The organism is Alicyclobacillus vulcanalis, assembly GCF_900156755.1.
GTDB lineage: Bacteria > Bacillota > Bacilli > Alicyclobacillales > Alicyclobacillaceae > Alicyclobacillus > Alicyclobacillus vulcanalis.
The window spans coordinates 148094-170058 of the sequence record NZ_FTOO01000007.1 but is presented as its reverse complement, the minus strand read 5'-3'; the positions used below and the strand labels follow the sequence as shown (position 1 = coordinate 170058).

23 protein-coding genes are annotated in these 21965 nt (G+C 58.9%); all 23 read right to left on the bottom strand.

Going from position 1 to position 21965, the window contains the following annotated elements; all coding sequences use genetic code 11:
• Window positions 1-50: 50 nt before the first annotated feature.
• Window positions 51-1493, bottom strand: a complete 1443-nt coding sequence (locus tag BW934_RS09600) for an NAD-dependent succinate-semialdehyde dehydrogenase (protein WP_076347561.1) — start codon at window positions 1491-1493, stop codon at window positions 51-53.
• A gap of 35 nt (window positions 1494-1528) precedes the next feature.
• The gene (locus BW934_RS09595; protein ID WP_076347492.1) at window positions 1529-1921 is read right to left on the bottom strand and encodes a thioesterase family protein; all 393 of its coding nucleotides are present in this window, start codon (window positions 1919-1921) and stop codon (window positions 1529-1531) included.
• Between the two features lie 22 nt (window positions 1922-1943).
• Window positions 1944-2252 carry an EthD family reductase gene (locus BW934_RS09590; RefSeq protein ID WP_076347490.1) on the bottom strand — a complete coding sequence of 103 codons (309 nt, stop codon included), beginning with the start codon at window positions 2250-2252 and terminating at the stop codon, window positions 1944-1946.
• 58 nt (window positions 2253-2310) lie between these two features.
• The gene (locus tag BW934_RS09585) at window positions 2311-3630 is read right to left on the bottom strand and encodes a phenylacetate--CoA ligase family protein (protein ID WP_076347559.1); all 1320 of its coding nucleotides are present in this window, start codon (window positions 3628-3630) and stop codon (window positions 2311-2313) included.
• 99 nt (window positions 3631-3729) lie between these two features.
• On the bottom strand, window positions 3730-4194 hold the full coding sequence (gene paaD / locus BW934_RS09580) for a 1,2-phenylacetyl-CoA epoxidase subunit PaaD (protein WP_076347488.1): 465 nt from the start codon (window positions 4192-4194) through the stop codon (window positions 3730-3732).
• A 13-nt stretch (window positions 4195-4207) separates the two neighbouring features.
• Window positions 4208-4996 carry a 1,2-phenylacetyl-CoA epoxidase subunit PaaC gene (gene paaC / locus BW934_RS09575; protein WP_234969711.1) on the bottom strand — a complete coding sequence of 263 codons (789 nt, stop codon included), beginning with the start codon at window positions 4994-4996 and terminating at the stop codon, window positions 4208-4210.
• A 5-nt stretch (window positions 4997-5001) separates the two neighbouring features.
• Window positions 5002-5379: a phenylacetic acid degradation protein gene (locus BW934_RS09570; protein WP_076347486.1), complete on the bottom strand. Its 378-nt coding sequence runs from the start codon at window positions 5377-5379 to the stop codon at window positions 5002-5004.
• A 12-nt stretch (window positions 5380-5391) separates the two neighbouring features.
• The gene (paaA, locus tag BW934_RS09565; RefSeq protein ID WP_076347484.1) at window positions 5392-6327 is read right to left on the bottom strand and encodes a 1,2-phenylacetyl-CoA epoxidase subunit PaaA; all 936 of its coding nucleotides are present in this window, start codon (window positions 6325-6327) and stop codon (window positions 5392-5394) included.
• A 69-nt stretch (window positions 6328-6396) separates the two neighbouring features.
• Entirely contained in the window at window positions 6397-7005 is a 609-nt protein-coding gene (locus BW934_RS09560; RefSeq protein ID WP_076347482.1) for a TetR/AcrR family transcriptional regulator, read from the bottom strand.
• 477 nt (window positions 7006-7482) lie between these two features.
• Window positions 7483-8481, bottom strand: coding sequence for a HoxN/HupN/NixA family nickel/cobalt transporter (locus BW934_RS09555; RefSeq protein ID WP_076347480.1), 999 nt, complete (start codon window positions 8479-8481; stop codon window positions 7483-7485).
• Window positions 8478-9515 (bottom strand): 4-hydroxy-2-oxovalerate aldolase, encoded by a 1038-nt coding sequence (dmpG, locus tag BW934_RS09550; RefSeq protein WP_076347478.1) that lies wholly within the window; start codon window positions 9513-9515, stop codon window positions 8478-8480. Before dmpG ends, BW934_RS09555 begins: the two co-directional genes overlap by 4 nt.
• Window positions 9512-10411: an acetaldehyde dehydrogenase (acetylating) gene (locus tag BW934_RS09545; RefSeq protein ID WP_076347476.1), complete on the bottom strand. Its 900-nt coding sequence runs from the start codon at window positions 10409-10411 to the stop codon at window positions 9512-9514. Before BW934_RS09545 ends, dmpG begins: the two co-directional genes overlap by 4 nt.
• 109 nt (window positions 10412-10520) lie before the next feature.
• Complete coding sequence (locus tag BW934_RS15485) at window positions 10521-12026, bottom strand: L-lactate permease (protein WP_076347474.1); 1506 nt, start codon at window positions 12024-12026, stop codon at window positions 10521-10523.
• A gap of 17 nt (window positions 12027-12043) precedes the next feature.
• Entirely contained in the window at window positions 12044-13201 is a 1158-nt protein-coding gene (gene larC2 / locus BW934_RS14735) for a nickel pincer cofactor biosynthesis protein LarC2 (RefSeq protein ID WP_084182561.1), read from the bottom strand.
• Window positions 13202-13213: 12 nt separating this feature from the next.
• Window positions 13214-14125: a molybdopterin-binding protein gene (locus BW934_RS09530; RefSeq protein ID WP_076347471.1), complete on the bottom strand. Its 912-nt coding sequence runs from the start codon at window positions 14123-14125 to the stop codon at window positions 13214-13216.
• A 24-nt stretch (window positions 14126-14149) separates the two neighbouring features.
• The gene (locus tag BW934_RS09525; RefSeq protein ID WP_084182560.1) at window positions 14150-14953 is read right to left on the bottom strand and encodes a beta/alpha barrel domain-containing protein; all 804 of its coding nucleotides are present in this window, start codon (window positions 14951-14953) and stop codon (window positions 14150-14152) included.
• Between the two features lie 3 nt (window positions 14954-14956).
• On the bottom strand, window positions 14957-16399 hold the full coding sequence (locus BW934_RS09520) for a hypothetical protein (RefSeq protein ID WP_143232622.1): 1443 nt from the start codon (window positions 16397-16399) through the stop codon (window positions 14957-14959).
• A complete protein-coding gene (locus tag BW934_RS09515; RefSeq protein WP_076347469.1) occupies window positions 16396-17043 on the bottom strand; it encodes a 4Fe-4S binding protein in 648 nt (215 codons plus the stop codon). The genes BW934_RS09520 and BW934_RS09515 overlap by 4 nt, the downstream gene beginning before the upstream one ends.
• Entirely contained in the window at window positions 17040-17894 is an 855-nt protein-coding gene (gene larC / locus BW934_RS09510) for a nickel pincer cofactor biosynthesis protein LarC (protein WP_076347467.1), read from the bottom strand. Before larC ends, BW934_RS09515 begins: the two co-directional genes overlap by 4 nt.
• Entirely contained in the window at window positions 17875-18645 is a 771-nt protein-coding gene (gene larB / locus BW934_RS09505; RefSeq protein ID WP_076347466.1) for a nickel pincer cofactor biosynthesis protein LarB, read from the bottom strand. The genes larC and larB overlap by 20 nt, the downstream gene beginning before the upstream one ends.
• A 9-nt stretch (window positions 18646-18654) precedes the next feature.
• A complete protein-coding gene (larE, locus tag BW934_RS09500) occupies window positions 18655-19503 on the bottom strand; it encodes an ATP-dependent sacrificial sulfur transferase LarE (protein WP_076347464.1) in 849 nt (282 codons plus the stop codon).
• A gap of 90 nt (window positions 19504-19593) precedes the next feature.
• Window positions 19594-20406, bottom strand: a complete 813-nt coding sequence (locus tag BW934_RS09495; RefSeq protein ID WP_076347462.1) for a helix-turn-helix transcriptional regulator — start codon at window positions 20404-20406, stop codon at window positions 19594-19596.
• A gap of 31 nt (window positions 20407-20437) precedes the next feature.
• Window positions 20438-21955, bottom strand: coding sequence for a class I adenylate-forming enzyme family protein (locus BW934_RS09490; protein WP_076347460.1), 1518 nt, complete (start codon window positions 21953-21955; stop codon window positions 20438-20440).
• Window positions 21956-21965 lie beyond the last annotated feature (10 nt).

Genomic DNA, 21965 nt, shown 5'->3' with positions numbered 1-21965 from the left:
CACCAGAAGCTGCACGGGCGGAAACCGTGCAGCTTCTGGTGCGACGGCGGTCACCAAGCGAGCGAGATGTGCTTCACCTCGAGGAACTCGTCCATGGCGTGATGGCCGCCTTCGCGTCCCAGCCCGCTTTCCTTGAATCCGCCAAACGGCGCCTGGGTTTGCACCGGCGCGCCATCGTTAACACCGACGATGCCGAATTCGAGCGCCTCGGAAACGCGAATGGCGCGGCCGAGATCGCGCGTGTAGACGTAGGCGGCCAGGCCGTACGGAGAATCGTTGGCCAGGCGAATGGCCTCGTCTTCGGTATCGAACACCGCAATGGGCAGCACGGGGCCGAACGTCTCTTCTTCCAGGACGCGCATGCCCGGCTTGACGTCGGTGATCACGGTCGGTTCGACAAAGTACCCGTGGGCGTACGCGCCGTCGGTGAGGCGCTGCCCGCCACAGACCACGCGGGCGCCCTTGGCACGCGCATCGTCAATATGTTGGAGCACCTTCTCCAGTCCGCGCTCATTGATGATGGGGCCGACTTCAACCTGTGGATCGCGGCCGTCTCCGACCTTGGCCTTGCGCACGCGCTCCACCAATCGCTCGACAAACGGCTCCGCGACGGAACGCTCGACATAGAGCCGATTGGTGCAGATGCACATCTGGCCCGTGTTGCGGAACTTGCTCTCGAAGGCGCCCTTGACGGCGAGGTCGAGATCGGCATCGGCAAACACAAGGGTGGGCGCGTGCCCGCCGAGTTCAAGGCTCACGCGCTTGACGTGCTCGGCCGCACCGGCCATGAGCAGTTTGCCGACGCGCGTGCTGCCCGTGAACGCGATTTTGGCGACTTTCGGGCTCTTGAGAAAGGCCTGTCCCACCTTGTCGGGCTGGCCCACCACGAGATTGGCGACGCCAGCCGGGAACCCGGCTTCGTGGATCAACTCAAACAGCCGGATGGCGGAAAGCGGCGTGGCCTCGGCCGGCTTCAACACGACCGTGCAGCCAGCGGCGAGCGCCGGTGCAATCTTGCGCGCCACCATGTTGACCGGGAAGTTCCAGGGCGTGATGGCCGCGACGACGCCCACCGGTTGACGGTGCACGAGAATGCGCTTGTTGGGAAAGCTCGATGGGATGGTCTCGCCATAGACGCGCTTTGCCTCTTCCGCATACCACAGGAAGTAGTCGGCCGATCCGACCACTTCGCCCTTGGCCTCGCGAATGGGCTTGCCCATCTCGGCCGAGACCAGCTCGGCAAGTTCGTTCCGATGTTCGTAGACGAGTTCGTACAGGCGGTAGAGCAGGCGCGAGCGCTCCCGCGCGAGCATTTTGCTCCACGAGGGAAAGGCCGCGTGCGCCGCGTCGATGGCGCGAAGCGCGTCGCGATCGTCCCCAAACGCCGCCTGCCCCACGACCTCGCCGGTGGCAGGATTTTTCACCTCCAAGCGCTCTCCCGAGATAGCATCCACCCATTCCCCACCGATGTACATCTTCTGGATGTCCGACATGTCGATCTCCTTTCTCTGCAAGCGCCCTGGCGCGATCACGCCATGGCTTGAATGCGCGCCTCGATCTTCTCCTTCGGCAGAATGTATTGGACCACTTCACCCTCGCCGATTTGAGCCTTATCGTGCTCCGCCCAGACGCGGCAGTCCACCCGCGGCCCTTCCACGCGCGTGACCTCGGCAAAAAAACGCACGCGCTTGCCGACGGGCGCGGGCGCCAGATGGCGAACGGACACGCTGTGGCCGATGCCTTCCTCGCCCTCTTCGAGGTAGTCGAGAATCGTCCGGCGGGCGACCCACTCCATGTACGAAATCATCGTCGCCGTGGACAGCACGGGATGAACGCGCTTTCCGAGGAAGGACGGGCACATGTCCTCCGTGACCGTGATCTCCCACGTCTTGCGCTGACCCGGCGCAAGCCCGTCGCGCATGGTTTTCACCTCCGCCCTGACGTCACTTGTCGTCGACGTGGCCAATCATCATGGTGACGATGTCGCCGGCAAAACTCATGACGTCCTTCGCGGCTGCGCGATTCTCGGGCGACTTCATCGCGGCCTTGAACGTCTCCTCGTTCTCGAAATACATCTCCGCCATGAGATAATACGGTGCCTCACCGCCCATGGCGTCCGACTGAATGCGCGTCACCTCGGCGCGCACGAGACCCGGCACCTTTTCTACCAGCGGAAGATGCACCTCGCGGTAGTGTTGTTCGAACGCTTCGACGTCCGCGGGCTTTTTGTAGAGCGCAATCAATTTGATCATACCTCAACTCTCCCCTTTTTCGCGTCAAACATCGAGATGCCAAATCCATACTGGCTGTTCAAGCGTACACGTGCCGGCGATCGACGACCCGCACGGCCTTACCCTCGCTGCGCGGCAAACTGCCGCCTGGAACCGCCCGCACGTCGAGGCTCAGCCCGAGCACGTCCCGCAGCCGCGAAGCGACGCGCGTGCACAGCGCCTGCTCGACGCCCGCGCCGGCCGGATCGCCCCCTTGCCGCGCCCACGTCACGTCGAGCTCCACGAGCACCGTCAGCCGATCCAAGCCGCCTTCGCGCTCCACCACAATCTGATAGTGCGGTGCGAGCCCCTCCGTGGCCAAGAGGACCGCCTCGATTTCCGAGGGAAACACGTTCACCCCGCGCACGATGAGCATGTCGTCGATCCGCCCCTTGATGCGCGTCATGCGCACGTGCGTGCGGCCACACCGGCACGGCTCAGGAATGAGCGCTGCCACGTCGCCCGTGCGGTAGCGCACGACGGGCATGGCTTCCTTCGTGAGCGTGGTGAACACGAGCTCGCCGTACGATCCCGGCGGGACCGGCTGCAACGTCTCGGGATCGATGACCTCGACGAGAAAGTGATCCTCCGCAATGTGAAGCCCCTCCTGCGCCTCGATGCACTCGATTCCGACGCCAGGCCCGATCACCTCCGACAGCCCGTACACATCCATCGCCTTCAGCCCAAAGGCCTCCTCGAGCCGGTGCCGCATCTCCTCCGTCCACGGCTCCGCCCCGAAGATCCCATAGGCAATGCCGATGGCGCGCGGGTCCTTGCCCTCAGCGCGCATGTGCTCGGCGATGGTCAGGCAATACGAAGGCGTGCCGGCGATGCCCCGCGGGCGCAGGTCTTCCATCAGCGTCACCTGTCGAGCGGTCTGACCGCCGGAGACAGGCACGACCGTCATCCCCAGCCGCTCGGCGCCGTAGTGAAAGCCGAGTCCGCCTGTGAAGAGGCCGTAGCCGTAGATCACGTGAAACACATCGCCCGGCCGGCCGCCTGCCGTCACAATCGACCTCGCGACAATTTCGCTCCATCGGTCGAGATCGCCCTTGGTGTAGGCGACAAGCGTGGGCTTGCCCTTGGTGCCGGATGAGCCGTGGATGCGCGCCACCTCGCGTTTGTCGACGGCCAAGAGGCCCAGAGGATAATGGTCGCGCAGATCCTGTTTGCGCGTGAACGGAAATCGAGCGAGATCGGCGAGCGAGCGCAGGTCGGACGGCTTGACGCCCGCCTCGTCAAATCGCGTGCGGTAAAACGGGACACGTTGATAAGCGCGCTCCAAGACGGCGCGCAGGCGCTCGAGCTGAAGCGCTTCAAGCTTGGCTCGAGCAAGCGTCTCCAACTCGGGTTGATACATGAGAGCCACGTGAACTCGCCTCCTGTCCGGCTGACGGGCTTCCGCCGGCTGCATGCAAGCGCTTTCCAATCATCGCGAGGTCCGCCGGGAGCGGCCTGCCTATGGCTTCATGGCTTCAAACGGCTGACGGCATGAGCGGCAGTAGTAGACCGCTCGGCAGGGTGTCGGGCCGAACAGATTCTCGATCTCCGTCTCGCCTGCGCCGCAATACGGGCATTGCGGCGATAGGCCGGCACGCTCGCGCGGAACCGCAACGCCCATGCCGCGCAATTTCTCGATCCCGTCGGGCGAAATGCGGCTCGGGTCCCAGACGACGTCGAGCGCAAACGACACCTCCGCGTGAAGCCCCTGCTCCGCGAGCGAAGACCGGACCTTCTCGGCAATCCAGCCGAGCGCCGGACAGCCGAGGAACGTCGGAATGAGCTCCACGCGCACCGCGTCGTCCGACAAGGTGACGGATTTGACCATGCCGAGATCGACCACGCTCACCACAGGCAGCTCGGGATCCGGGACGCGGGCGAGCGCCTGCCAGACGGCCTCCTCGGACATCGATCGGATGGTCACGCGCAATCCCCCCTCACCACACCGCCTGGCCCAGGCCGCGCACGCCGTTCATCGTCGCCAGGAGTCCCTCGGCATCCGCGAGCGGCGCCGTGGGGCGGATCCGCGCGACATCGTCCGCCGCGAGCGCCGCCGCGATCGGCTTATGCGAAAGCCCGGCCGCCGTGAGCACGGGTAAGATGCGCTCCATCCACTCGCGCCGCAGGGCCTCGAGCGGCCGGGGCAGGATGCCCATCTCGGCGAGGGCCTGTGGAGGGACGGCAAACGAAGTCAGGCCCGGCAAATCAGGCAACAGCGCCTCGTACGCCGCACGGAGGCGCCGCTCTGCCTCGCCGCCCGCGCGGCCGAGATCGACCACCCACTTTTCCATATGCACGTGATGATAGTGTTCTTCCCGCAACATGCGGCGCGCCCCTTGCGCGAACCCCTCCACGCCCGATTCGGCGATCGCGGCCAGGCGCACGGCGTCCCAGGCGTCATACAGGTAATGGCGAAGCACGGTGTGCGCCCAATCCCCGTTGGGCCGCCCGCAAAGGGCTGCGTGCTTTCTGTCGGAAGCCGGCCGGTCAAACGCCAGCGCGTCCGCCTGGCCGGCGCCTTGCGCCTCGGCCAATTCGTACCAGAAGGCCGCGTGCCGCACCTCGTCCTGCGCAATCGACGCGAACGCCACGTCTTCTTCTACTTCTGGGGCGAGGCCGAGCCACTCGGAATCCCGGTGGCCGAGAAACAGTTCTTCGTCTCCGAGTTGGAGCGCGAGTGCACTCAACATGCGCTTGCTGAAATCCCCGTTTTCCTTCGGAGTCACCGCGCTCACTCCTTTCGCACGTCGGCGATCACGTCGTCGATGTTCATGGCCTGCGCCTTAAACCGCTTCCACCGCTTCGCGTTGTCGGAGTATCCCGACACATCCCGATACGTCCGATCGAACTCGCGCGCGAACCAGTCGGGATCGTCCTCCTTGGTGTGCACGTCGCCTCGCCGCACCGCCCACACACTCACCGCCTTCGCGCGCCGCAGGAAGTTTTCACGCGCGAGCTCAAGCGCCCATTCTGCCGACGGCGCGACCAGGCTTCCCACGTGCACGTGCGGTTCGGCATGAGCGCTCTGGACGAAGATTTCATAGACGTCATAGGTGACCTGACCCGCCTGTTCTTGCTGGAGCTTCTGGTCCACATGTGTCGCTTCCATCCGACTCACTCCTTAGACGGCCGCCGCTTGGCGCGCTTTGACAAGCGCCTCGCGGACCCAAGCCTGGTCGTCGTGCGCCCGCCGGCGAAGCGCGATGCGCTCCTGCGACTTCGGACCCGCATTGTCGCGGACCATGCGGGAAAGCCGTTCCCAATCAGGCTCCGTGTAACGCCATGCCCCCGCGCCCTCGTCGAAATGAAGGGCCGGATCGGGAATTTCCAGGCCCACGGCCCGAATGCGCGGCACATACCGCGTCAGGAACTTCTGGCGAAGCTCCTCGTTTGTGCGCGAACGAATGCGGTATTCCATCATGCGCCGGGCGGCATCCGTGATGATCGGCGGGCCGAAGAAGAAGAGAATCGCCTCCCACCACCGATTGAGCGCCTCCTGGAGCATCTCGCGTTGCCAAGGTTCGCCTTCCGCCAGCGACAGAATGATGGACTCCCCGTGTTGCATGTGGAAGCTCTCTTCCGCGCAAATCCGCTTCAAGACGCGGGCATACGGCGCATACGAGCAGTCGAGCAGGGCCGTTTGCGTGATGATGGCCGCGCCGTCCACGAGCCAGCCGATGATGCCCGCGTCCGCCCACGTCGGCGCCTCCATGTGAAACACGTTGTGAAATTTGACGCGGCCCGTGATCACGTCATCCATCAGCTCGGCGCGATGCTTGCCGAGCGGTGCCGCCAGATCCTCGGCGACGCGCAACAGCAGCTGTCCATGGCCGATCTCGTCCTGGACTTTAGCCATGAGCGACATTTTGCGCCGCAACGTCGGCGCCTTCGGCACCCACTCCTTCTCGGGATACGCGCCCATGATTTCACTCACCGCGTGCATGTGAATCAGCCGCAGGAGCAAGAGCCGGTAATCGTCGGGCATCCAATCGTTGGCCTCGATCTTCTCTCCCCGTTCGATTCGCGCCATAAAGTGTTCCCATCGCTTGTCTGACATGCCACGTCCCTCCCGAACCTCATGACCTCGGGCACCGTCCCCCTCGCGCACCTGCCGGGCCTGCCCGATTCACACTTCACCCAACACGCCGCACGCCGCGGCCTTTTCATCGCCAATGCCCGCAAAGAGCAAGGCCCAAAAATGATCCGAAATTTGCTCGGGCGTCAAATCCCCACCCGGCTGATACCATTGATAGACCCAGTTTGCGACCGACAGCAGGCACAAGCGGACAAACTTCGGATCTGCGGAGCGGACCGTCCCCTCGGCCATGCCGTCCTCAATCCACTTCCTCCAGTGCCCCTCGTAACGATCCCGCTTGGCCTGGATCACCTTTCTCCGTTCCTCAGACAACGCTCGCCATTCGTGAAAGAACACCTTGGCCGACTCCTGCTTGTCGGCCACGACGCGAATGTGCGCGCGGAGCCCCTCTCGCAGGCGATCGACGGGGTTGCGCCATTTTGCCTCGACCGCTCGCGCGGCAAGAAGAAACGCCTCCGCGCCTTCGTCCGCGATTTCGAATAGTAAGTCTTCTTTGGTTTCAATGTGAGCGTACAAGCTGCCTGATAGGACACCGGCTTCGACCGCAATCTCGCGAATGGTCGTTCCGTGATAGCCCTTTTCACTGAACAGCTTTCTCGCCGCGGCAAGGATTTGGTCTTTCTGGCTCGGCCTCGGCATCTCGTCTCCCCTCCTGCAGAACCAAAAAGCAAGCGCTTGCTTGGTTAGATTGATTATACGACGCATCCCATCGCTTCGCAAGCGACGCATGCGCCCCTACGCTTATTTTCGATCGAATCGGCCGAGATGTAAAGGCTTTCTGAAGTGTTTGAATACAGTTTGCGGATGATTTCGTCGCGTTGACCTGTCGGGTACGACCGTTTTGTTCGTGCCTCGTAGGCTCCGTCTTGAAGCAGCCACAGCCCCGACGGATGCGCGTTCACGTCCACACATGTAACACAGCTTTATGCATGCTTTATCATGATCCGAAATCGCCATTCAACCGACCATCGCGATCCGGCGGTTGGCATGCCGTGGTGAGGCGGCACCTGTGTGTGCCGCCCCACGGCCCTGTGCGATGCACTCGCATCTACTCGTCAAGTGCCATGATGGACTTTCGGCCGCCACGCACTGGAGCTATCCCCTCAGCCTGTCGGCTTAAATCTCTTGACGGGATGGAAATCGGGCCCACATGACGTAGGCCAACGTGAATATAAGCACGAAGATCCCCACGATTGCCATGCCAATCGGTCCAAGGTCAAGGTTCTGAAGCCATCCCCAGAATCCATGCGTCCATCCCATGGACTGAGTCAAGACCTGAGCAGCCTCTAGCATGCCAATGCTCAACGCCACAAAGACGGACAGCCCGGTGGTAAAAGCGTTGTACGATAGACGAGCTGCCGGAGAAGCCATGGCCACTCCATAGGCCCGACACATCCATGCCCCGTCGGCGGTATCAAACAAGCTCATACCGCTTGCGAACAGGAGCGGCAAAGCCAGAATCCCCACGGCGGGAAGAGATGACTTGGCTGCTCCGGCCGAAATGGCCAGCAGTGCGATTTCGCTCGCTGTATCGAAGCCTAACCCAAAGAGAAACCCCACGGGATAAATATCCGCACTTCGGCGAATGAGTCGGAACAGGCGCCCCGTCACTCTGTAAATCAGTCCGCGCGCTTGAAGCAACTGTTCGATCCGTTCAGGCGGCACTGTCCCGCCCCTGTGCATCCGCCACTGACGGATTAGCTGGAGCAAAATTACTAGGTTCACTAAACCGATGACGAACAAAAAGCTAGCAGAAACGACGGTTCCGACGTAGCCGCCGAGCTGCTCTAGCACCGGCAGGCTGCGCTCCGCCGCACGCACTGCGAACGCCGTCGCGATCGCCATCAGACACACAACCGTCGAGTGTCCTAGTGAGAAGAAGAAGCCAACACTGGTAGCATCCACCCCCTCTTGCCGAAGCTTCCGAACGGTATTATCAATGGCAGCGATGTGGTCTGCATCAAAGGCGTGGCGCATGCCAAGGGTGTACGCCACGGCGCCAAGACCCATGAGCGCTGGATGACTCCATGCCCCAAACAGAAGCATCGCGATTGCCACACCGTGTAGCACGGCAACCCCAATCGCGAGGCGCAGGAGCGTTCGCTTCACAATCATGTTCGTTTCTCTCCCTCTGACCGACGATCGACGGATCGAGCTAACTCAAATGCCACATCGATAATCATGTCCTCCTGCCCACCAACCACTCTTCGCTTTCCGAGTTCGACCAGGATATCCCTGGCGTCCACGCCGAAGCGCTTCGCCGCGCGGTCCGCATGTAACAAAAAGCTTGAGTAGACGCCAGCGTACCCTAGAGTCAGGCTGTCTCGATCTGGGATGACAGGCCGTATCATTCTGGGTCTCACGATATCCTCTGCTGCGTCCATCGCTCGATAGAGGTCAACACCGGTATGGATGTCGAGCTTCTCGCAGGCGGCCACGAACACTTCAAGTGGAGTATTTCCGGCCCCGGCTCCCAAGCCGGCGAGGCTCGCGTCGATTCGTTCCGCCCCTGCCCGTACAGCCGCAATGGAATTTGCAACGGACGCACCCAGGTTATTGTGAGCGTGAAATCCCACTTCAACCTCTCCCGGCAGGCTCCCTCGTAAGGCAGAGACCTTCTCGCTGACCTCGTCCATCAACATTGCCCCCGCGGAATCTACGATGTAGACGCATTGCGCGCCGTAGGAAGCCATCTTTTGGGCTTCCTCAACCAGCACATGGGTGGGCGTCATGTGCGAGAGCATCAAAAAGCCAACGACTTCCAGGCCCAATTTGCGCGCCTCGTGAATGTGTTCCTCCGATATATCTGCCTCGGTCGAATGCGTCGCAATGCGAATCACGCGTATACCGCAGTCAACCGCCCGTTTCATATCGTCGACTGTTCCGATTCCCGGGAGGAGCAGGGCGGCCACCTTGGTGTTCGGCGCAGCTTCGCAGACGGCGCGCAGATAGGCTTCCTCGTCTTCCTTCGCAAATCCGTATTGGACGGAGCTGCCGCCAAGCCCATCCCCATGCGCGGCTTCGATCATGTCAATTCCAGTCGCGTCTAGCGCTCCTGCAATGGCTCTCGCATCTTCCAAACTGAATTGGTGCCGAACGGCGTGCATCCCATCCCTTAGCGTAACGTCCGTAAGTCGAATTGAAGTCATTGTGGTACCTCCACTCCGTCCAGCGAGAGCCTACGCTTCGCGTACTCTTCACCAAACTTGACTGCCGCTGCCGTCATGATGTCCAAGTTTCCAGCGTAGACCGGAAGGTAATCTCCCAATCCTTCAACTTCCAGCGAAATACTGACGATGTTGTCCATCACGATGGGATCGCGGTTCAAGCGATATCCCGGCACGAACGTCTGTACGTGGCGCACCATGTCGTAAATCGATTCCATCACGCGAGCCACTACTTCAGCTGACGAATCCTCAATCATGCAGTACACGGTATCGCGCATGAGAATCGGAGGCTCCGCAGGATTTAGAATGATGATCGCCTTGCCTCGCTTGGCTCCTCCGATGGTCTCCAATGCTCGAGCCGTCGTCTGTGTGAATTCGTCAATGTTTTGCCTTGTCCCAGGCCCCGCACTCTTGCTTGCAATGGTGGCAACAATCTCTGCGTAGCGAACAGGCACAATTCGGCTCACCGCGTAAACCATTGGCACCGTGGCTTGCCCACCACACGTCACCATGTTCACGTTGGGAGATTCCAAATGGTCTTTGAGATTCACGGCCGCAATGACATAAGGACCGCGCGCTGCAGGTGTAAGATCGATGGCTTGAATGCCAGCTTCACGCAGCATTTTTGCATGTCGCACATGGGCCTTCGCGCTGGTGGCGTCGAACACCACATCGGGCCTCGTTCCTCGCTCGAGTATGGCCTTGAGCCCATCAGCCGAAACCTCAAGACCTAAATTCGCAGCTCGGCGCAGCCCGTCCGATGCTGGGTCGATCCCTATCATCCAGCATGGCTCCAACCATGAGCTCCTCATGAGTTTGATCATGAGGTCTGTGCCAATATTTCCGGATCCAACTATCGCGGCTTTGAGTTTTCTCACACTTTCACTCCCTTTGGGTGGCATCCTCGTGCTAAAACTGACTTTATCTCAGTGCTGTCCTCACGCATTTCACATCCTCCAGGCAATCGCTTTCGTCCTTTTGACCGCTTCAACCGTGCACAGCCCACACCAGAATGTCCACTATGGCAACCCATCCCACCGCGATCAGGCTCCAGGGAGCTAACTGGCGCATGTACCGCCCCTCCGCGCCCAGTTCATTCGCGAAACTCGTCGCAAACGTAATTCTCGAAGGCGCGATGTATGCGGTCTGGGCTGATGCTACGTTCTGCGCGACGGCAAAAATAGAGACAGGCAGATGGGTGAACTGGGCGAATTGCAGTTGCAGGGGAGATAACATGGCGTTTGACGCGGTGCTTGTACCTGCGACGAATCCACCAAGCGCTGCCACAATGGGAGAAGCGATGAGAACCGCGATGACACCAGGTCGTGTGAAATCCAGCGCAATCACGTGGAACATTCCGCTGCGCTCCATCCACGCCGACGTTTCCATGAAGGCAATCGTCGCTAGAACAGTCCGCCAAACTTGACGATGTGTCGCACTTACCGCCCGACGAGACACCTCAGCTCGCTTTCCGTTAGGGCTCAGAAGCCAGACCGCAAGCGGGCAGGCAAGGAGCAGAGCCACCCCGGGACTCACAAGAAAGGACACATGTGCACCGGCACGTTGCAAGGACCACGTTCCCCACTCGTCCAAGCGATTGTGGAACGCAGGTACACCATTCGCAGCAGCGAGATAACCCACTACCAGCGCGTACGGAGACATGACACGCCACAAGCGCAATGCGGGTACCCTTTCCTCAGTCGACTCCCCGTGCCCAGGTCGCCGACCACGTGCATACCACCAGAGCAAGGCACCTACAGCCGCTGCTGCAAAACCGCCTGCGGTAGACGGTTCAAGCCACTGGCTCGCCGCCCAGGTGACGAATCCCATGACGGTGGCGCTCACCGCGACAAGATGCCAATGCGCCCTCAAGCCTCGCCATCCCCCAGAAATTAGGGAGATAAGTCCTAGATACAAGTACGTCAGGGGCCATCCCACAAGCGCGCTCTTTGTGGCGAGTACATGCAACGGTATCCCCGTCAATTCGGCCGTTGCGAGCGAACTCGCACCGTAGGCACCCCAGGGAATCCAAAACTGGGTTAGCAAAGAAAGTTTTACGACCTGCGCCTCGCGTCTCCCGAGAAGCCGATAAAGTGGAGCCACCATGACAATTCCGAGTCCAAACCCGCTCGCCCACTCGAATCCTGTTCCCAGTGCGGCTGATATGAAAAGGGCACTGACGACTTCGTCTCTGAACGCGGACGCAAGCCTCTGTGCCAGTGCATCGATGGCCCCAGTGCATGAGAGCACTTGGTAGAGGAGCGCTCCGAAAGATAACACAATTACAATTGGCAGAGCGGACACGAGTGCGTAGAGGGTAGCCTCTACCCCCTCGACGAAGCTCATGTGAAAGGCCGTGGGCAATGCACACAGAGCAACCGTCAGCGCCCAAACCGCGACAGAGGCGAGATGGCTTGACACCCGAAAGACGAGCAACAGTACCGCGACGGCCACAATTGGTATGAAGGCGGCTATGGTCGATAAGGTTGCCACGCTTCCGCCTCCCCGTGCTAACCTGAATATCCATCGACTTCGCGATAAACCGCCTCGTACACCGCCTTAACCGGTACCCCGGCCGCTTCGGCGGCTCGGCGTGCGTCCTCATATTCCGGCGCACGATTCACAACCCGGTCGCCGTAGTACGCGATTTTGACGCGAATGGGTCCAAATGGCGTTGCCACCGTCACGAATTCGCGGTGCAAAGCGCGTTTTCGCACCTCGTAATAGCGCAAACCGATGGAGGTCGTTTCTTTGAAAATCACGCTTTCAACGGCGGTCAGCCGCTCTTTTGGGCACAGAACACTGAGTAGAAGTCCGATGCGCCCCTTTTTCATGTGCACAGGTGTGAGATACGCTTCATCCGCACCTACGGCAAGAAGGCGAGGGATGAGATGAGTGGCCCATTCGGGGTTCATATCGTCAATGTTAGCCTCTACCATCCAATGAGTGGGCGGATGGTCGACATCAGATTGAAATACTTTCCATTGATCGGGCAGCGCAGCCGTAGGCACACGCCGCGCGAAATAGACCGCCATCTCGGTGCCACCATCGTCCGATCCAAGCGTAACATTCGAAAACTCGAGTGCAGGAGGCAAATCAAACGACGTGAAGGACTTGAGAAGCGCGACAATATCGCTGTGAATCAGGGCATCCGAGCGAAGAAGAACGGGCACGCCCTTAAACACCGACATGTCGTGAGGATGAAATAAAAGGTCTCTCGCCGGGTCTGTCATCCGACGAGGCGCGGGTCGCCCGACGAGGCGGCCGCAATACACCGTGACGCCAAAGTGCACAGCAAACCATGCGGCGCAGGCTACGAGCCACACTGCATCTGTTCCCGGAATGCGATGGTCTTCAGATAGGCCGACGGCTGCAAACGCTTGGCGCACTAGCTCCGCGGTTCGACCATGGACATCACTGACCGAGGATAGCTTGTAAAGCAAATCGCCGACGCAAACCGTTTCCGGGAGCGCTCCGTCCCACCGCACGCTGCGCGTGGATACGGCCTGCTCATTCGCGGACGAGCCAAGGACGAGCTCCGTGCCGAGCGCGGTGCTTGCCACGTCCGACATAAGATGCACGCTGTCATCGTCAGCACACAGGCAGGCGCATAGTGCAGCCGCGCTTGCACCACGATAACCATCCACCACCAGCGCGAGCGTATCCATCGACTTGCCCCCTCACACATCCGGCAGAATGCCATGCCCCTTCTGCGCGTGCCCTGCGTGGGTCATCCATCGTTGCTTCATGGCGTCCGCCATGGCGCGTGCGATGACATCCGGACCTTCATCTAACAGCGGGCGAATCGCCTGAAAGCAGAGAACTACTTCGTCATGAGGGCCCGGCAAATTGATGACTTTCGTCACGCCTGACTGGCCCACCCCCACGCGAATACCTGGTTTTTGATGCCGGTGGTGCACTTGTGTAAAACGCACGATATAGGGAGCGAAAACTTCTTCGCAGACAGCTTCCATAGCCTCTACATTGACGTCCTTCGCCTCTGCCCCCACTCCACCCGTCGTGATCACCAACCCGTATCCGTCCTCGATCGCCCGGTAAAACGCTCCGATCACCGCGTCGAGATCGTCTGGAAGAACCTCCCCTTGTGACACACGATAGCCCATCTGCTCCAATTCTCGCATGAGATATGGCGTATTGGTGTCCTCAATCAGACCCTGACGTACCTCGTAGCCAGTGGGAAAGACGAGGGCTCGGCGCCGAACGCGATTTGCAACCTCATCCCCCATTCGCGCTGAAGCGTGCAGAACGGATTCTCGCATCTCCTCGGGAAGCGCAATCAAGCCCAGCACCCCGTCCGCGCTTACCGAAGCATCGGCGTCGAGCGTCACCCCAGGAACCGCGCTGAGTGCGGACAGAAGTGCCTGTTCACGACCCACCACCATCTCGGCAGGAATCTCGTGCAGTAACAGGTCAAACGCAATTTCACGCTCGCGGACATCGATCGTGATGACGCGATCGTGCGGGAGCCCGAGGCACTTGGCGATGGCGCCCGCAAGTTCACCCAGGTGACATTCGTTCAGGTGAACACCCCGGACGCGCATCTCGGTTTTACGGAGCAGGTTGTATTCCAAGGGCCATCGCCTCCTAAGATCAGCTCATGTTTCGATGTCAAAGCGCAAGTCGAGCAAGGGGGCATCCAGAATGGCAGAGCCGACGTCGACGGCGTACACATCAAAGCGTGTTGTGACGACCATGATGACCTCGGACGTGACACCCCCGGCAAATGCGACACGCGCCCCCATTGGGGCATACGATCTCGCCGTTTCACAGACGGCGGCTAAATCTTCAAGTGAACCCGTATCGACCATGATGACATCGGCACCGTGCTCCAGGGCTTCTGCCGCTTCGTCCCGGATACTCGTTCGTTCGCCCCGCACCTGGATGACCTTGACGCGGTCAGAAAAGACGGCGGCCGCCGCGAGAGCCTCTCGGATGCCGCCAAACATCCGCACGTAATTCTTGTCAATGTAGACAAACGGCTCGTCGACGATTCTGAGTCCAACGTCTGCAGACACCAATGCTCGGTGAAGCAGCGGTTTCACACTATGAGGTATTTTTTTCCACCCACCACAGACCACCCGCGTTCTCCCGGCAATGCGCCGGAGTTCGGCTGCACGCGTGGCCCACCCTGAAGCCATCATGAGGGGACCGAGCACATAATCCTCTGCGACGGCCATCGCCTTGGGTCCTCCGCGCATGGTGAGTAGAACGTCACCAGGAGCCACCCACTGCCCGTCACGCACCTCCGCCACGGCCTCGACACCTGCTGATTGCGCTTGTTGGAGGGCTTCTTCCATCCCGGCGACGAGCCCTGCGCGCGTCGCCGTGATGGTCGCACGAAACATGCGGTCACGGAGGGAGGAGAACAGTGGATCACGAATATCCAGCGTGTCTGCCACGTGTCACGCCTCCTGCGCCAGCGGGGCCAGTCCGCGCTGTTTCAGCCATTTCGGCAGCAGATAGGTGTCCACGTCTTGACTTGCCTTGGGAGCTAGGCGCCTCAAATCTTCAGCAAGTGAGGCACTAACATTCATTCCGCCCACAGCTCCATCAAACGCGATGACCTTATCCGTTCCGGTAGTACGGTAGGCAAACGCCATGGCCTCATCGAGGTCAGAGGCAATGAGAGCGTACTTCATATACTCAAGGTTCTGCGGATCGTGCTCGAAAATCTCGGCCTGCTTCTTACCGACGACGATCGTCGGAAGGTGCTCTGCGAAGAACGCACTCGGGTAACCAATCCACGCGTAATTGTGAACCACCATTTTTATGGCGGGATTCACGGGTGGAACGCCGGGGACGAGAGGCTTGCCATCCTTGCCATAAAGAGCCTCTGTATACCAAGTGTAAGGAGGAAGCTTCACGCTCAGGTCAAACAGGTCGACATTAGCACCCACGAAATTACAGTAGATGACTCCTGCCGAAAAGACGTAGGGTACCGGACATGGAAAATCCAAGCCGACAATGCATTCGTCAATCATGCCGAGCAAATGGAACACTTTACCGTAATAGCGCAGGCCGTCCACCATGACCGTATCGTTAATGCGATATAGGTCGTTATCTGCTTCGATACTTACAACACCGCCGGGCGACATGTTCATAAAGACAGCGCCTACAAATTTGCTCTGCACAAACTCCGATTCGAAAATAGCGCGCGCCGTAAAGTTCGCGGCTCGAGGACCGAGGTTCTGATGGTACGTGGACCGCGTCTCGATTCGCGCATACGACATACCAAACGGCTTCACGGCTCGATCAACCTGCCGGTGGAAGTGAACTTCGCGCACGTCGCTGTTGTGAACGTGAATAATCCAGTCGGCATCGTAAGCGCGCTTGAGTCCGTACAAGGTTCCGATCTCTGTCTCAATGGGAATGCCCTCATCGATTGGCGCCATGCCGAGCGCACGGTCAAAATATTTCTTGAGTTGGAACCGCTGAATGTACTCCTCAGTCTCCCGGAAGCGAAGTCCAACCCCGGCGCGCAGGCGGACCTCCTTTGCTCCCGTGCGCGATTTCACAACGTCATATACCGTACGAAGCATCTCGGCGTACGGTTCCCCGCCAAGCAGCGTGAAACCGTGGTGGGAGGCCAGGACGTTCACGGTGTGATGAGGTTGGATCATCGAAAGATCCATCTGTTCCATGGCGAGTTCCGTCGCCCGCCGAATCGCTTGTATGCCCTCATCACTTGGATAGAGCACCTTTGGACTATCTGGAAAAAGCTCCTCAAGAAAAACCGATGTCATGTTAGGTAAGTCAGCCATGCGCTTCGTCACATATTTAGGATCAACACCATAGCGAGAAGGCCTAGGCGGGAGTGGTTGAATCGGAGGTCGCAGCGCACTCATTTTACTTCCTCCTCCTCGTTCAAATCTTTTTTCATTTGAATGCTTTGCAAAAATTCGATGTCATCATCAAAGTAGAATCCCCGAGACGCATACTTCTGCTTCACCTCATCTGGAATGTCCCAGATCGTCGGAGTCGCGCCGTACCACTGATAAAATCCCTTCTGTGGAACTGGATCGATGCCGGCAGCTCTCAACAGCCTCATGGCGGGCTGAAGACATTCCACGGTACATCCGGTCCGGAGACCTGTGGCGCGTGAAATGTCGTCAGGGGTTTTCGCCCCTTTGAGAATGGCAGCTGCCACTTCCTCGGCACGCGTACCCGTGCAATAACAGACCACTTGTTCTGGATGGAAGCGAGCTTTTGCACAGAGTTCGCGCACGGCGCCTGCATCGACTTCTGACACATCAACCCCAATGGTGTAGGGTTCGTCGAGATACTCCATTCGAATGGCATCGAACGGGCACCGCTGTTCGCACGCGGTACAGCCCGTGCAATACTCAGCATCGAGAATGGCCAATTTCTTGTAAGGATGACCATTCAGCGGCTCCATTCGAATGGCTAGCGTCGGACAGACCTGCGCACATATCTTGCAACCGGTACACTTTTCATCGATAATTTTCGCGATGGTGTTCACGAGCCTCATTTTGAGGATGCCTCCCCTGCCCGTTCTAGCACGTCGTGAGTGTCGTAACGCCCCACGGTCGGGTCATGATGATGGTCATGATGATGGTCATGACCCGCCTTCGGCCGCTGAAGGGCCTCGCTTGCGTCCGGCACATTCCCGACCCAGTCCCCAAGCGAGATGCGAAGCACGTTTGCCACGGGAAGATCCTTGCTCCCAGCGCCATAGCCAATGGCATCGACTCGCATCGGCCGCGGTGGCATCGGCTTAGCCAGTGCACGGATGATCGCCGCACCAGTCGGAGTAGTCGTCTCACCCCAGAGGCCAGACGAGTAAATCGGATAGCCCTTTAGCAGCGCCAGTGTCGCTGGCGCAGGCACCGGAACGCGTCCATGCGCACATAGCACGCTGCCTCCGCCAACCTCGATGGGCGACACGTAACATGCCGGCTCACCCGCAAGATGCCATGCGAACATCGTACCCACGATATCCACGATGGCATCGATGGCGCCCACTTCGTGGAAGTGAATCTCGTCTGGTGTTGTATCGTGTACGGACGCTTCTGCCACAGCAAGGTGGAAGAATGCCTCTTTGGCTCTTCGCTTAACCTCGTTGGGGAGATCCGCTTTGTCGATGATGGCCTCGACATCTGCCAGGTGTCGATGAATGTGGCCCTCTTGGTGCCGAACAAGGACTCGAGTAGCTGTGATTTCTTGTTTCACGACCCTCGCGATCTGGACGTCACCCTCCCCCGAAATGAGGGGGCGCACGCCTGCGAGCCATACATCTTCTGGAATGCCGGCGTCGAGCCATGCGCCAAGGAACATATCACCGCTCGCGCCTGCAAAGCAGTCAATCTTCGCGATGGCCATGAGCGCCCTCCCCAAGTTCGTTAATCATGTGCGCCAAATAACCAGCGCCGAACCCATTGTCGATGTTAACCACTGACGATCCTGGTACGCACGAAGTCAGCATACCAAGCATGGGCGTTAAGCCGTGCAACTGTGCACCATAACCAACACTGGTGGGTACGCCGATGACAGGCTTATCAATCAAGCCTGCGACGACGCTCATGAGGGCTCCCTCCATCCCCGCCACGACGATCACGACTCGGGCGGCCCGTATTCGATCGAGCTCGCGCAGCAACCTGTGAAGCCCTGCCACACCCACGTCGTAGATGCGTTCCACATGGCTACCCATGACGCTCGCAGTGAGCGCAGCCTCCTCCGCGACGCGCAGATCGGATGTGCCTGCGGCCAGAACTAGGACAGAGCCGATCTGGCGAGCCGGACCACGCCGAATGACGATGGCGCGCGCAACCGGATGATACTCCGCGTCGGGGACAGTAACCTTTAGCAACTCAAACGTCTCGACGTTGGCCCGTGTGCCGAGCACATTTGACTCTCCGCGGTCAGCAAGGCGGGCCAGAATTTCTGCAGATTGCTCTGGCGTCTTGCCTTCGCAATATACGACTTCCGCAAACCCACGCCGACGCACACGGTCATGATCAATTCGTGCATAGCCCAGGTCTTCGATGGAGAGCTCTCGCAATTGCTCCAGCGCCTCATCCACGGACAGTTGACCTAAGCGAACACGCTCTAGAATGCCTCTTGTGGCTATCATGTCTTCCCCTCATCCCACCTGTGCTGCTGATTCCAATGTACGGCCCGCTTTGTGTAGCACCTCGTTGCCACTGCCGCTGCGATATCCTTCGAGATCTAAACTCACGTACGAATAGCCAATCTCCTTCAACTTGGCGACGACAAGTTCGCGGACCTCCACCAGCGCCGCGATCTGGTCCGCGGGTACCTCAATGCGTACCATGACGTCCCCGTGCTGGCGCGCACGGACCTGCTGGAACCCTAAATCGCGCAGAAATGACTCGGCGTGGTCGATTTTCTGAAGTTTTTCTGGCGTGATTCGCTCGCCATAAGGAATCCTTGAGGAGAGACATGCGAACGACGGCTTATCCCACGTGGGAAGACCCAATTGGTACGACAGCTGACGAATTTCCCGCTTGGTGAGTCCACATTCCAAAAGTGGGGCCCGAACGCCCATCTTTCTGGCCGCCGCCAGACCCGGTCGATAGTCGCCGAGGTCGTCGGCAATTGCACCAAAGACGACGTGGGAAAAGCCTCTTGCGGTCGCCAAGGCCCAGAGATGATCAAACAAGTTTCGCTTACAAAAAAAACACCGATTCGAGGGATTCTCGACGTACCCCGGGATGCTAAGCTCACTCGTCTCCATAACTTCATGATGTACACCCAGCTGGCGAGCGAGCTCCACGGCCTCTTCCCGCTCTCTGGCAGGATAGGTCTCGGAATCCGCCGTGACGGCGAGAACCTGCTCATGGCCAAGGGCGTCAAGCGCAGCCTTCAGGAGTAGCGTGCTATCCACACCGCCCGAGAAAGCCACCAGAACGCGCTCCATGTCTCGGAGCACGGCCAGCAAACGCTCATATTTCTCTTCAATGCCTTCCATGCGGCTCGCCTCCTTCTTCTCGTGGCTTCCGCCGCGAGGAAACGCTTTCAGGATTATTGTATCGCCGCAATGCGAAGGACCTTTCGGGATTCACTCATGGTCGGTTTTGTTTTCTTGAGTACGTTCGGCGTGAGAACGGTCCTTCAGCGCGCTCATCATGGCTCGGTATTCGCTCGGGGTACGGCCGACGATCCGCTTGAAGGTGGTGGAAAAATAGCTCGAGTTTGAGAAACCCGTGTTGTTCGCAATGATTTCAATCGGCAGAGACGTGACGCGAAGTAGCATCTTGGATTTCTGGATGCGGTACTGAGTCAAATAGTCGATAAAGGTGGTTCCGACTTCCGACTTAAACAGCCGGCTGAAATAGGACGGGCTGAGATATACCCTCTCCGCCACCTCCTGAAGCGATATGGGCTCATGAAAATGCTCCTCAATATACGCAATGGCGCTTTCAATAGGATTGCCAAGATCGGCTTCCGACTCCTGCCTTGCAACCAGCGCACGATTTGCACCGCCGTGAATGGAATGGCGAATATCGTTTTGAATGAGGCGGCCGAATACCTGATAAAGCTCCTCTCGATTCACGGGTTTAAGGAGATAGCCATCGAAGCCCTGATTGATGGCTTGGTACAACAGATCAAACATTTTCAATTGACTCGCAACAATGACGTGAATCAGCGGGTCATGTTCCTTAACTCGACGGCCAAATTCCAGACCATCCGCATCGGACACAGACGGATCGTAAAGCACCGCGAAAGGGTGGTGTTGGCGCACGAGCGGGAGGGCGCGTGCGGCACTGTCAGCCTCAGTCACACGGAGATGCTGATACTCCCCTGCAGACAAGAGTCCCCGCACATGCTGGCGTGCCGCCAGGTCTTCATCGACAATCAGCACGTCACACATGAACGCATCCCCCTCGCATCGCTGCCACAATTCACTCTGCCCATTCAACAAGCGCTCTCCGAATGACCTTGCCCGACGCATCTCTGGGCAGACGATCTATAAACACGTACTTGCGTGGCCGCTCAAAGTCAGATAGGCGACCATCCCGTTGGCAAAAACGGTCCAACTCAAAAGGCGTGAGATCTTCTCGGTGCGAGACGATAAAAGCGGTGACAATGTGACCCAGTTGATCGTCATGTTGCCCGACAACGGCTACCTCTTGAACGTCCGGGTGGTGCTCCAAAACGCGCTCGACCTTTCCAGGCCAGACACGGTCAACACCGGAAACCACCACATCGTCCATTCGCCCGACAATGTACAAATCGCCATCGGGGTCACGCATCCCAAGGTCGCCGGTGTAGTACCAGCCATCGCGAATGGCTTGCCGCGTGAGATCTGGCCGATTCCAATAGCCTTTAAATGCCTCAGGCGAACCCATGTAGGCAATGACCTGCCCGACATCTCCCGGTTCGACCTCATCCTCAGGGCGAGCGTCAGGATGAATGGCCACAACGCGAATAAGCTGATTGATACCTGGCCGACCCGCACAACCGGGTTTCTCATGTAGATACGTGCATGTCGTGAAGGTGTGAATTTCTGTGCTTCCGTAATGGTTGAGAAATACGTCAGGTTGAAAGGCGTCGAAACAGGCTCGGATTAACGTGTCGGGCATCGAAGCTCCTGCATAACCAATTTTGCGGATGTGTCGTAGTCGCTCGGGATCCACTCGTCCAGATTGCAAAAGGCGTCGAAATAGTGTTGGCATCGCGTAGAGGCACGTCACTGTATGAAAGTGCAACGTGTCGGCGAGAGACTCCTCTGTCACATCATGAACGATGATGTATCGACCGTTGAGAAACGCCATTGCAAGATATGAATGGATGCCCATCGTGTGATAGAGGGGCATGACGCCAAGCATGACATCAGTGCGATCATACCGATTCTGAATGACTTGTGACAATGTGGATACGTATTCATTTTTATGAGACTTCGGAACACCCTTTGGATGACCTGAAGTGCCCGACGTGTAAAGCATAATCGCTGGATCATCGTCTTCTACGGGAGCAGCTTCAAACGCAGGCATTCCATTGCGCAGCAGCTCATCCCATGTGATATCGCCATCGTCCGGATCAAGGCTGACGTAAATCGGTTTTTCGGGAAGACGAATGCTGCGCAATGCATTTCTCGTGGCGCGCTCGAAGCAGATGAGCTTGGGTTCGACATCTAGGATGCAACGTTCTACATCTCCTGGAGCCATGTGGTAGTTTAGGGGCACGAACACAGCTCCAACTTTCTGCACAGCCCAAAAGAGAACGACGGTCTGTTGCCGATTCTTCATCAAGCTCATCACGCGATCCCGCCGTCCGATCCCAAGTTTATGCAGCGCGTGCGCCACGCGGTTTACGGCAGCGTGCATGTCCCGATAACTGAGGACGCGATCGCCTTCGATGAGCGCAATAGCGTGCGGCTCCCGTCCAGCCGCCATTTCGAACATACGCGCCAAATTCACCGTGAAACGC